A 13,334-nucleotide genomic window follows, 5' to 3' on the forward strand; every position below is an offset into this window, starting at 1 on the left:
GCAGTCTATGAATAAATTATGTAAATTAAAGATTTATATTATGGGTGTTTTATTTATTGTGTCATGTGGTGGTGCACACAATGATGATGCAAATACGCCTTTAGTTATCGATATTGTTGCTCAACAATTTAAGCAAGATGCAATTAATATTGGATCAATTTCCCCCAGATTAGATCGTTTGAATAGTTGTTTGTTGGCAGCAAAACAAATTAATGAAGTGGGAGGTGTTTTAGGAAAGGAGTTAAATATTGTGGGTTTTATCGCCACATCAACAGAGCAAAGCACTGAGTTTGTAAAAAAAATGCTTGAGGTAGATATTCAAGCTATTGAGCTGCAGTTTTCTTCAAGAGCACTGGCAGCCGCTGATTTTACTGTTCCTGCAGAAAAAGTACTGCTTGCGTCAACAGCACAAAGTACCAGTATTTCTAATATTGCTGATAATGATTTGGTTTTTCGTTTTCAGCCTAGAACTGATACCATTTCTCTTGCTTTAGCAAAATTAGCATTTGAAAAAGGAGGTAGAAAAGCCGTTGTAATTCACAACTCGGATGATATTTTTGGTGTTTCGTTATTTCAACAGTTTTCGGAAGCTTTTATGAGTTTAGGTGGGGAAATTGTGGCTGAAATTAGCTTTCCAATTGCAAAAGAAAATGGTTTTGATGATGAGCTGAGAATGCTTGAGGCAAGTGGTGCAGATGTTATTTTAAACAACATGTTAATGCCAAGTTTGGCTGCAAATTTTTATAATGAAGCGCTTAATGTTAATTTTGAACAGTATGTTCATTTGACAGGAAACTTTACGGAAAGTGCTCTTTTTACTGATAATTTAGTTGATGCGAGTAAAGTTGATGGTTTACTCGGTTTGCAAAGCCCTAGGGGGAATCAACTAGATGAAAATGTAAAGTTTTACCAAGCGAGTTTTGCGGAGCAATTTGATGTAACACAGGGAAGTTTTAGTAATAATGTTTATGATGCTTGCCAAGTTGCTGCACTGGCTATAGAAAGAGCTGGAAGAGAAAATAATACAGATACTCCAACTGGGTTGATGATCCGTAATAGCCTGAGGGCCGTTATGAATCCACCAGGTGAGATTGCTGGAGCTGTTGATATTGGTGCTGCTTTTGAGATATTACGCAGCGGTGGGGAAATTGATTTTAATGGAACTTATACACATGAATGGGATGAGAAAGGAGACTTAATTGGAGACTTAACTTTTGATATATCTTCCTTTGATGGCATAAATTTAAACTGGATAATTTCGGAGCAATTTGTAATTCACGTTGAGTCAAACCCTTAATATGCGCCTATTCTAAGCATAAAAAATTGAGTATAAAAACCTGTATTTAATGAGCCGATAATACGCTAAAACTTGTCGCTTTCATAAATCTAAAACAAAACTGTCATCTTATCTTTAATAAACCGTCACCTAACTGTCACCTGAAATTATTACCTTAATAGGCAAATTTATTTGTATTAAAAAATTAAAACGGTATGGAGATGGTAATGAAAGGTCCTGAATTATTTAAAGTGAGTTTACTAACATGTGCTTTAGCTTTAGCAGGTTGTGGCGGTGGAGATATAAACCTCAATGTTGAAGGTGAAGCTGTTACAACTCCTACACCGACTATACCAACCCCAGGTGGTACGGATAAAGTACTTGCTGGTGTGCATAGCCCTGGTTTATCAGCAACTGTATCAGCTGCTTTAGGTAAGGATGTGACAGTTCAAGTATTATCGGGACGTATTTCAGCGGATACTGAATTAACTGCTGATGCTTTTTGGGCTTTAGATGGTGCTGTTTTTGTTGGTGGTGATAATGCTGACAGTGCAAGCCTTAAAATTAACCCTGGTGTTGTTGTATTTGGTAATAGTGGTAAAGATTATTTAGTGGTAAGCCGAGGTTCTAAAATTGAAGCTGTGGGTACAAAAAATGATCCTATCATAATGACTTCTTTGCAAGATGTTGTAGGAGAAGAAACCGCTTCTGGTCAATGGGGTGGAGTTGTATTATTGGGTAATGCGCCTTCAAATAAATGTCCTTCTGAAGGTGATTGTGCACTTCAAGTTGAAGGTGTTGAAAACGGTGCTGTATTTGGTGGTACAGACTGGGAAGATAATTCAGGAACATTGCAATACCTTGTTGTAAAAAATGCCGGTTATGAAGTGGCGCCAGGAGATGAGTTAAATGGTGTGACTTTTGGCGGTGTGGGTTCTGCAACTCAGGTTGATTATTTGCAAGTGCACAACAACTCAGATGATGGTGTGGAGTTTTTTGGTGGTGCGGTCAATGTTAAGCATTTAGTTCTGACTAGCAATGATGATGATAATGTGGATTGGGATAATGGTTATAAAGGTAAAATGCAGTTTATTTATATCGAACAGGATAAAAACTCAACCGATGCAAACCGTGCAATAGAAGCCGATAACAATGGTAGCACGCCTAGTATGGATCCTAAGTCTCAACCTATCATTTCAAATTTAACGGTTGTTGGTAATAACTTTAAAGGTGAAGACGAAGCGGAGGGTATTTACCTTAGAGAAGGCACTGGGCTTCATTTATATAACTCTGTTATTACGGGTTCTTCTGAAATGGGAGAGTGTTTCGAAATTGAAGGGGTGCCTAAAAAACCAGAGTTTACGCAAAGTGAAACTGTAAATAATGCGAATAACGGTATTATTAAAATTGAAAATACCGTTATGGCCTGTACTAATGGTGAAAACTTCAAAAATCCAAAAGATAAAGATGGCAATGTCATTCTTGATTTAGAACCTTGGTTTATCGCGCAAACGGGTAATAGCGTAAATGATAAACCTATGGTGGGTATTAACGGTGAACCTCTATCAGGATCTCCATTATTAGGGGCTGGTCAAGACGTTAATAATACTGTTGATGCATTTTTTGACTCTGTAGATTATATAGGTGCACTTGATGGTCAAAGCGACTGGCGTGAAGGTTGGGCATTTGGTTATGGCGGCGGAGTCGTAACTGCACCTGCACAAGTGGCGGGTTGTCCAACAGGTACGCAAGCAATTACTCCAATTGATGGTACGACAACAACGTGTGAAATATCGGGTCGTATTAGTGCTAATTTAACACTTACATCAGGTAATTATTATGCATTAAATGGTGCTGTATTTGTGGGGGGAGATAAAGTAGACTCAGCGACTTTAACCATAGAGCCAGGTGTAACTGTTTATGGTCGTAATGGTGATGATTATTTAGTTGTAAGTCGTGATTCTAAAATTATTGCAAATGGTACTAAAAACCAACCAATCAGCTTTACTTCTCGCCAAGATGTATTAGGTGAAACAACACAAGCTGGGCAGTGGGGGGGCATGGTCTTACTTGGTAATGCCCCCTCTAATAAGTGTCCTACAGATGGTTCAGATTGTGCGTTGAAAGTGGAAGGGGTTGAAAGCAGTGCTGTGTTTGGCGGCACAGATGCAAATGATAACTCAGGTATATTACGCTACGTTAGAGTAATGAATGCCGGTTATGAAATTGCACCAGGTGATGAGCTTAACGGGATTACATTTGGTGGTATCGGAGCTGGTACTACCGTTGAATATGTACAAGTTCATCAAAATGCTGATGATGGTGTTGAATTTTTTGGTGGCACAGTACAAGCAAAGTATCTTGTATTATCGAGTATTCAAGATGATAGCATAGATTGGGATAACGGTTTCCAAGGTAAATTACAGCATGTATTAGTAAAACAAGCTGCTGATGATTCAGATGCTAACCGTGGTATTGAAGCAGATAATAACGGTAATACACCCGGCATTACACCAAGATCTAACCCAATACTTGCTAATGTGACTATTATTGGCAATAAGTTTAAAGGTGAAGATGAAGGCGAAGGCATTTATTTACGTGAAGGGACTGGCGCGCAAATGTACAACATTATAGTGACAGGCCCAGAAGGCATGGGTGAATGTTTAGAATTAGAAGGTATTCCTAAAAAACATAACTTTACAGAAAGTGAAACAATCAAAAATGCATTAAACGGTACAATTAAATTTAAAAGCTCAGTAATCGCATGTTCTGAAAACTTTAAAAATCCTAAAGACATAGATTTTGACTTAAATGATTGGTGGAGCAATGTACTGGGTAATACAGTTGCAGAAGAACAGTCAAATGTTGTAAATGGTATCTTTACAATAGATACAACAGTGGCAACCGATGTTAAAGCGATTGATGGTTTCTTTGATACAACTAGCCATATAGGTGCAGTATCGCAAGATAATGATTGGACTGCTGGTTGGACTGTCGGTCTGGAATAAGACTAAACCTACACTATGCCAAGCTGATAATGAGCTTGGCATGATTAAAGTGATTTAATTTAGCTTATTTCGTCGAGGCAAAAAATGAAAAACACATCAGTTAAATTCGGTTTATCAGCAATATCTGCAGCAGTTTTACTCTCTTTATCTGGGACTGTGTATGCAAATGAAGATATAGCAGCATCGAATGAAGAACAATTAATTGAAGAAGTGGTTGTGAGTGCAAGTCGCTTAAAAGGCACAGCAACAGCCGTTTTAGAAGAAAGAAAACAACAAGCCTTTGTTGCTGATATTATGGGCGCAGAGCAAATATCACGTAGTGGTGATAGTGATGCGGCTGGTGCACTTCGTCGTGTAACAGGCTTAACATTGGTTGACGGTAAGTTTATTTATGTACGTGGCTTAGGAGAGCGTTATTCAAGCACACAATTAAATAGTGCTGCAGTACCGAGTCCCGATCCAACACGATCTGTAATACCGCTAGATTTATTTCCAGCAGATATTATTGAAAGCTTATCGGTGCAAAAATCATTTTCACCTTCTATGCCTGCATCATTTGGGGGTGGTAATGTCGATATTAGAATTAAAACCATTCCCAATGACTTTGTATTTAATATGAGTGGGTCATTAGGTACAAATAGCAATAATTCAGACGATGGTATTAAATATCAAGGTGGTGATGGTGATTGGAAAGGCTTAGATGATGGTACGCGTCAACTACCAACATCAATAAAAGCAATATATGACTCAGGCAGGTCATTAGATGATTTAACAGCTGAAGAAAGCCGCCAATTAACACTTGATTTAAACCGTGATTATGACCCAGTAAAAACGAGTGTCGACCCTGATCATAGTTTTAATATTACTTTAGGTAATAGCAGTGAGTCAGGTGATTGGCGTTATGGTTTTTTATCTTCAGTGAGTTATGACAATGAATATTTTGTTGGTGAAGAATATCAAGGTGAAAAATTTGTTTTAAGTGAAACAAGTGCTGCACTTACTCAGGGTTATGATGATATACAAACAACTGAGCATAATGTTAAATGGTCGGGTATGCTCAATTTTGGTATTGAATGGCAAAAGGAACATCGCATTGATTTCAGTACGATGATTTTACATGATACTGAAGATAAATTAAGAAACAAAATGGGCATATCTGAGAATGTAAATGAATCAGATAATCGTCGTATTCGCTCTTATGATATTAACTATGAAGAGCGAGAATTAATCGTTAATCAAGTTAAAGGCATGCATATTTTTCCTGAACTTAATTATGCTGGATTTGATTGGAAATACTCTATTGGACGTTCAAATCGTTATGCACCGGGTAATGTTTCAGCACGTTTTATCGTAACTGATGACAATAAAGATGAAATATATGATGTGCAAACTGAAGCCGCGTTATCTAACTCAACAACGGCTGCAAGGTATACTTTCCAACAATTAGATGATGAAGTTGAAAACTATGGTTTTAACTTTAATTTACCACTGTCTTTAGGTACAACCGAAGTGGAGTTAAAAGCAGGTGCTGATTATATTTCAAAAGAGCGCTCTGCAAGTAATCGTCGTTTTGATATTACGACTCGGGCATTTGAGGGGGTGGATCTCAGTGGTAATGCACTCAATGAAATACTCTCTGATGACGTATTACAAAATGCAACATTAACACGCAGCATTTTAAATGATACAACCATAGATGGTGATGACTATTTATCTGCGCAAAAAATAGATGCTTATTATTTTGAAGCTGATGTATTTTTTGATAATACTTTTAGGCTTAGTGGCGGTGTACGTTGGGAAGATTTTCGACAAATATCAGTACCATTAGACCCGTATACAAAGCAAATAGTATTAGGCAGTGGTGCAACCTCAGCTGACTACGCAGAGTTAGCTTTTCAAGAAGACGACTTTTATCCTGCATTGGCTATGACCTATATTCAAGACGATGAAACACAATATCGTTTCAGTTATGGTCAAACAGTTGTGCGTCCTGATTTAAGAGAGATCACAAAATCAAATTACATAGACCCACTTACCGGTTACCCTGTGGGTGGTACGCCTGGTTTACGTGTGACATCTATAAAAAATTATGACTTTCGCTATGAAAACTATTTTTCTGGTGGTGAGAGCTTTTCAGCCGGTGTATTTTATAAAGATATGAAAGATCCAATTGAAACGGTGCAATCGCCAGGTCAAGATGGTCCGCCGCTTATTAGAATTGCTAATGCACAAAATGGTTATGTTGCTGGAATTGAATTTGAATTTTTAAAGGACTTCTCTTTCTTAGAAGGTATAGGCCAAGATATTTTCATGTCAGGAAACTTAACTTTAAGTGATTCTGAAATTGAACTTGACCGTCAGGAAATTGTTGAACAAACAGGTGTTTCAACAGCAATTACCAATACTAAACGTCGTTTAACTGGGCACTCTAAATACGTGGTTAATATGCAGTTAGGGTATGATGCGCCAAATGGCAATCATGCAGCAACGCTTATTTATAATGTATTTGGTGAACGCATTATTATTCCTGGTATTGAAGGTCAACAAGATGCAATGGAAGAACCTTTCCAGTCATTAGATTTAAATTATAGTTATTTTCCTGATTTTAACTCTAGCATTAAGTTTAAAGTGAAAAATTTACTGAACGAAAAGCAAGAAATTTTAGCTGATAATGTGCTTGTGCGTAGTAAAGAAAAAGGTACTGAAGTTTCAGTCCAATATACTTACCAATTTTAAAAGTCTTTGACTTAAAACCGAGCAGTCAGTTCATTACCTTTAACAGTAATGAACGGCCAAAGCCCCTTCTAGTGAAGGGGCTTTTTTTATTTCCTAATAACTAGTGTTCGTGTTCTTCTTCAGATGCGACACCTAACCATGCGGCTTTAGATGGCACAAAATCTAAATCAAAATGACCAACAACGTCACCTTTATGTAAGTCCACAGTTGTTACTTCTTGCTCATGAATAATGTAAATTAACTCATGTGCTTTTGAAGCAATTATTGATGGTTTAGCTTCTTCAGCTAAATCACTAAATAATGAAATGCGATTATCTAACTGCCAATTATTCTCAGCTGAAAATACATTTAAGTGACCCGTATTATCAATCATTAAAGCATGCTCATTATGACCATCAAACCCATATGATACTAAGGAAACATCTTCGCTAGGTTGCCAGTTAAATGGCGTTATTTTTTCTTCAACTAAATCAACTAAAAACAAACCAGAACGAGAACCTCCTATCATCACATCGTTTTCAGGGCTGCCTTTTAATGAACCTATGCGAACACCTTCTGGCATATCAGCAGGGTTAGCAATTTTATGTGCAGTAAAAACATTACCTTCTTGCTTAATAGCAAGTACACCATCACCACATGCAAAAGCGATGTGATTTTCTGTTTGAAAACTACCATGTAGTGCAGGACATGTTTCTTCAAAAACTTGCTCTTGATGAAAATGATCGCCATGCACTTCTAATAAGGCTACTTGTTCAGGTAAGCTACTTTCAGAGCTGCTATCACGTAAAGTAGTTAATAAAAAATCATCTCTGATTTCGGCTGTGCCATGCATATAAGTATCAAAATGATGCTCTGCAATTACCTTCTCTTGTGCTATGCTCTCATTACTTAATAAGCTTAAACCTGCATTTGCGCCAGTTTCTTTATTACCATCAAAAAATACAGCTGCTTTATCACCTCGTGGTACATAATGCGTCGGTTTAACATCATTCAAAGTAAAACTCGTTAATGATGGCGCATCAAGGTGTTGATCATAGTGATCGCCGTGTAACTCTTGCCATATACCACCATCAACAAACTCAACATGATCCATAGAACGTTGAACAGCTACCGCATATCTACCTTCAGGACTTGCATATAAATATTCTGCAGGATGTGTAATATTCACAGACTCTACAAGAGTATTTTCTTCTAAATCAAAAAAATGAATAACAGCTTGCTCTGCATCCGCTATTGCTAAACGTCCTTTTCCTAATTCAGCATCGTGATCATGGCCATCTTCTTTTTCGATTGGCGTTGGCTCTATTTCAGTAATCTTAGTATCACTATCGCCACAACCAATTAATGCTGCTGTCGCACATGTGAGTAATAAGCTTTTTAATGAAATGGTTTTCATGATTTTCCTTAAAGTTAAATGTTATGAGCCCACGATATTGTGGGCGTTAAATACGAATGGAACTAAAATGTGCCGCGTAAGCCAAAGGCAATTGAACGCCCTGCTAATGGCGTAAGATCTTTTAAAAAAGAGGTATGCACTTGTGCATATTCATCGGTTAAATTATTCAGCTTAAGATAAGCCGCTAGGTCATAATCTGAGATATTAAAGTGATAATTTACGTTGGCATCAACCATCACATAGCTATTAGTGGTGCTTTCAAGTGATGCTGTATGTGTTTGTTCAAAGTGGTGACTTACAAATAAATCTGCAGAAATAACCTCACCTTGATAACTAAACTCAGTTGCAATACGAGCTGGTGGTGTGCGTGGTAATTCTGAGCCTGAATCTAAACGCGCACGAATAATATCCCCTTGAACTTTCCAAGAAAATGCATCTGTTATTTGCCAAATAGCTTGTGCTTCAAAACCATGTAAAGTGACATCTTTTGCAGTGAAAACATATAAAGGTAAAGTATGTTCTTCTTCCTCTTCATGAGCACCATGATCATGTGCGCTATGATCATGACCATCTCCAGCAGAATAGTCAGTTGCTTGCTCATAATGATAATCATCTATTTGGTTATAAAAGGCATTAATAATAAAACCAAAGTCACCTTTAAATTTACGCAGGCTTAAATCAATATTAGTGGCGGTTTCCATGACAATATCATGATCGGTTAAACCAAAGTGTGCTTCACCATGATCCTCATGCAATGAAAATAAAGCGCCTACTTCATAAGAACGAGTGCCTATATGTGGGCCAAAAGATAATAACTCAGATGCTGATGGCGCACGTTGTGAATGAGATAAAGACAAGCCAATATTATAACCATCGGTAAAGTCCCATACTAAACCTGACGATAAACTAATTGGGGTAAAGGTATGAGAGACATCAAAGTTGCGAGTATAACCAGCTAAATGCTCGCGGTGATCATGTTCATCATGAGCGCCATCTTCTTCATGATCTGAAAATAGCGCTACTTCAGGTAAACGTACTTTTTGTGCTGTAATTTCAGTACGTTCAATTCGTGCGCCTAGCTGCAATAAAACATCTCCAAAATGACGCTCCTCTATCCAAGCTAACGCCATTGACTCAGACTCTGATGGTGGAGTAAAAGCTTCTGCACCGACTGCTGTAAAGTCACTTTTTTTATAATGAAAACTAAAGCCACCACGCCAGTCATACACATCTTGATGTAATAATTCAAAACGCGCTTCTAAAGATTCATTATCAAACGTGGTACCAATAACGCCTAACTCTATTTCACTGTGTCGATAGTCCGTATAAGCAAATTTTGTATTAAGTGACTTGATTATTGCATTATCAAAATTAAGTTCACTCAGTACTTGCCAGCGGTTTTGTTTTAAATCAGCATAAACTTCAACCGCATCATCACCATGACTGTGACCTGGAATACCATATTCCTGCTCTAAACTTTGATAAGAAAAACCAACATAGCCATTATCAAGTAAATAGCTTGATCCTAAAGTAAAACCGTTTGATTTAGTCGCTGAGTTTTCTACTTCATCAACACCATTTTTTTCTGGAATTTGATAATTGTCACTTTCTCGATAAAAACCATCCACATGAACAGCGATATTACCCATGCCGCTAGTGAATGAGCCTGATGCTAACTCTTGCTCATTATTACTATTATATTCAGCTAACCATTCACCTTTCGTATCTGTGCTCGTTGGAATACGCTCATCAACAATATTGACTACACCACCAATTGCACCACTACCATAAAAAAGCGTGGCTGGACCACGAAGTACTTCAATACGCTCACTTGTTGACGTTTCCGTTGAAACAGCATGATCAGGACCTACACGAGAAGCGTCACCTGCATCTAAGCCATTTTGAGTGACTAATACTCTTGGTCCATCTAAACCTCGAATAATAGGTGTACCAGCAACCCCACCATGAAAATTACTATGTACACCCACTTCTTTACTTAACGTATCACCTAAAGTATTGGCTTGGCGCATACGTAAACTTTCACCATGCAAAACAGTAATAGGTAAGGCCGATTCTATATTTGAGCTATGAAAGGGAGTGGCACTCACATCAATAATTTCAATGGCAGATTTATCAAGCTGTATATTCGCTTGTGTGTTTTTATTATCACTGACTTCTAATTCTATGCTTTCATGAGCAAAGTTATGAGCAACAATATGCAGTTCATAACGGCCCGGTTTTATATCTAAACTAAATACACCTTGATCATTCGTGAGCGTAAAAGTATTTGTGCCCACAACTTTCACTGCTGCACCAGCAATGATTTCTCCATCATTTGTGGTGACTTTTCCTTGCACTTGTTCAGCAAAAGCTGGGCTACTTGCACTCATTGCAAGTAAAGCGCTCATAATCCGTGATAACTTTTTCATGATGCCTCTTATATAGACTTTATAATAATGTGATAATATAACAATAGCTGTAATGTTATGTTATAACATTTTTAATTTCAATGGATATTACATTTTTATGTGCAAATTTTGCTAAAACAAAAAGGGGTCGGAGTACATTAATTAAAATGTACTCCGACCCCTTTTTTAATTTTCAACACCGTTGGTACAGCCAATGCAGAAAAACGCCAAGTGCATTTATCTTATCGTGTGAACATATATGTATTAAGAAGCTATAAAAATAAATAAAGTAGTGATATCAATTTCTTAAGTAGGTTAGCTATTGCAGGTATATTTAATCATTGAGTTTTAAGTTTGGGTGACTTTTAAGGGGAGGTTAATGATAAAAGCAGTCCCTTGAATGTGACATACCTTACAAATGATGTCTCCTTTCATGAGTTGAACAATTAAATTGTAAACAATACTTAGGCCAATACCTATATTCCTATTTCCCATATTTGTTGTGTAAAAAGGGTCAAAAATATTATTTACATGCTCAATGTTTACACCACAGCCATTGTCTTGATAAGTAATCTCAATATTATTTCCTTTATTTTGAATTTTTATATCAATAAGGGGAGATTTAGTATGTTTAAATCCATGATCAACTGAGTTTTGTATTAATTGTTCAAGTACTTTAGTTAAGGCAATTGGATAACCGAGTAGTTTAGTATGTGTTCCTGTCACATTTATCGTTAGTTGCTTCATAATGCTTTTTGAAAAAGCATTTGCATGATTTTTTAATCGTGATACGAGCTCAAACTCTTCTTCAATTCCATTTTCTATTTGTGCTGAGATATTTTTGAATTGTGCTATTAGCGCTATTGACCGGTCAATACTTTGAAGCGTTAATAAATTACTTTTTTCTACATCTGAAACAAAATTGTGAAGTTTTGTTTTAGTAATTCTTTCTACCTGCAATGCTTGATTAAAAGCTTCTATTTCTTCTGAAATATGTGATGTTGCCATTTTTGCGATACCTAATGGCGTATTCATCTGGTGCGCAATACCTGTCACTAGTGTTGTCAGAGATGACATCTTTTCTGATTCAATCAGTTTAATTTGTGTTTCTTGTAGTTGTGTTAATGTATCTGATAGATTTTTGTTTATTAGTTGAATTTTCTTTCGCTTGGTTTGTAAAATACCTACAAATAATAATAAACCGCATACAATAACAATGCTAAAGGATAAGATTAGGTTGTTTTTTTGTTGTTCATTTTTAACTTCTATTACTTGTAATTCGTTATTTCTTTTTAACTCTTTAATATTTAAATCTTTGGTAATCGTGCTCGATTGTGTCAAATAAGTTGATAATGTTGCGTTGTTTTTTTTAAGTTGAATATGTTCCAACGAATCGTGGTAATTTTGAGCAGCTATAAACGCATTTTCAAAATCTTCATTGTGTTTGAATAATTCTTGTTGGATTAAATAAGCTTGGGTTAAGCTTTGATATGCATTCTTTTTTTTAGCTGTTGTTATTATTTCTTCTAATATACTTTCTAAGTCGGTGAATTTTTTAGTGTCAAAAAATATCTTTGCTAAAACGAGTTTACTTTCTAAAATCCCTTTTAAGTAGCTTCTTTGTTTTCTAATTTTTATTGATTCTAAAATATACTCTTTTGCTTTAATAAAGTTTTTCTTTTGCCAATAACTTAAAGCCAAATTATGGTAAGAAAAAGATAAATGAAATTTCAGTTTGTTTTTTTTTCGAATTTTAAATGCTTTATTGTGAAATTCAAATGCTTTTTCGAAATTCTGTAATCCAAAATGTGCTTCACCTAAATTGTTATATATAACAGCCAAAAGTCTTGGCTTATGAGTGTTATGTGTAAAGTTGAGATTATTTTCTAAAAAAGGAATGGCTTTTTTATAAAAGCCAAGCTGTATTGCTGTATAAGCAATATTATTTTCAGTTGTTAATTTGGCGAGCAAGTAGTCATTTTTATCTTTAAAGTGAGCATGCTGTTTTTGAGTTGTAAAAAAGTCACCATCATTTTTTAAATATTCATAGGCTTTTAAATGAAACTTTAAAGCAAGTTGTCCCATATCTAGATGCCAATATAGCTTTCCTTTAAACCTAAATACAATGTAATTATAATAGTTATTACTTTCTTCTTGTGTGATTAAGGTGATTTTTTCTATGGTGTTTAGTGCTTTTTGATATTCACTCAGTTGCATATATGCGACTGATTCATAATCTAACAATTGAACTTTCTGTCTCAATGTTAATGCTTGACCATGTTTCTTTCTTATATCTAAGATATCGACGAGGACTTGTTTAGGGGTTGTATTAGCCGTTTCTGCAATCGTTGTAATTTTATCTAGTATGGTGTCATCTGTTTTAGCAATACAAACACTTACATTAAAAAATACAATAATTAATAGTAAATAGTGATTGTATTGCCAAAACATAATAACGCTACCTGACTTAATATCATGTGATTTTATAATTTTAATACAGATATGAAAAA

At 36.0% G+C, this 13,334-nt stretch carries 6 protein-coding genes; 3 read left to right on the forward strand and 3 right to left on the reverse strand.

From position 1 onward, the window contains the following. The first annotated feature begins 7 nt into the window (after positions 1–7). From BM088_RS11860 to BM088_RS11870, 3 genes are all read left to right on the forward strand, one after another. A complete protein-coding gene (locus BM088_RS11860) occupies positions 8–1,297 on the forward strand; it encodes an ABC transporter substrate-binding protein (RefSeq protein ID WP_091983966.1) in 1,290 nt (429 codons plus the stop codon). Positions 1,298–1,503: 206 nt separating this feature from the next. Next, entirely contained in the window at positions 1,504–4,284 is a 2,781-nt protein-coding gene (locus BM088_RS11865) for a hypothetical protein (RefSeq protein ID WP_091983968.1), read from the forward strand. Positions 4,285–4,368: 84 nt separating this feature from the next. After that, positions 4,369–7,020, forward strand: coding sequence for a TonB-dependent receptor domain-containing protein (locus tag BM088_RS11870; RefSeq protein WP_091983970.1), 2,652 nt, complete (start codon positions 4,369–4,371; stop codon positions 7,018–7,020). Positions 7,021–7,120: 100 nt separating this feature from the next. Here BM088_RS11870 and BM088_RS11875 read toward each other — a convergent pair whose 3' ends face one another. The 3 genes from BM088_RS11875 to BM088_RS11885 all read right to left on the reverse strand — a co-directional run bounded on the left by BM088_RS11875 (position 7,121) and on the right by BM088_RS11885 (position 13,275). Next, positions 7,121–8,416, reverse strand: a complete 1,296-nt coding sequence (locus BM088_RS11875) for a hypothetical protein (RefSeq protein WP_091983972.1) — start codon at positions 8,414–8,416, stop codon at positions 7,121–7,123. Positions 8,417–8,478: 62 nt separating this feature from the next. Continuing rightward, on the reverse strand, positions 8,479–10,845 hold the full coding sequence (locus BM088_RS11880) for a TonB-dependent receptor (RefSeq protein WP_091983974.1): 2,367 nt from the start codon (positions 10,843–10,845) through the stop codon (positions 8,479–8,481). Positions 10,846–11,172: 327 nt separating this feature from the next. After that, positions 11,173–13,275: a tetratricopeptide repeat-containing sensor histidine kinase gene (locus BM088_RS11885; RefSeq protein WP_091983976.1), complete on the reverse strand. Its 2,103-nt coding sequence runs from the start codon at positions 13,273–13,275 to the stop codon at positions 11,173–11,175. Positions 13,276–13,334 lie beyond the last annotated feature (59 nt).

The sequence above is a fragment of the Pseudoalteromonas denitrificans DSM 6059 genome (genome assembly GCF_900112265.1).
GTDB classification, from domain to species: Bacteria; Pseudomonadota; Gammaproteobacteria; order Enterobacterales; family Alteromonadaceae; genus Pseudoalteromonas; species Pseudoalteromonas denitrificans.

Coding starts and splice junctions, on each gene's coding strand:
- BM088_RS11875 (WP_091983972.1), bottom strand. CDS start 8,416: ATGAAAACCATTTCATTAAAAAGCTTATTACTCACATGTGCGACAGCA.
- BM088_RS11880 (WP_091983974.1), bottom strand. CDS start 10,845: ATGAAAAAGTTATCACGGATTATGAGCGCTTTACTTGCAATGAGTGCA.
- BM088_RS11885 (WP_091983976.1), bottom strand. CDS start 13,275: ATGTTTTGGCAATACAATCACTATTTACTATTAATTATTGTATTTTTT.
- BM088_RS11860 (WP_091983966.1), top strand. CDS start 8: ATGAATAAATTATGTAAATTAAAGATTTATATTATGGGTGTTTTATTT.
- BM088_RS11870 (WP_091983970.1), top strand. CDS start 4,369: ATGAAAAACACATCAGTTAAATTCGGTTTATCAGCAATATCTGCAGCA.
- BM088_RS11865 (WP_091983968.1), top strand. CDS start 1,504: ATGAAAGGTCCTGAATTATTTAAAGTGAGTTTACTAACATGTGCTTTA.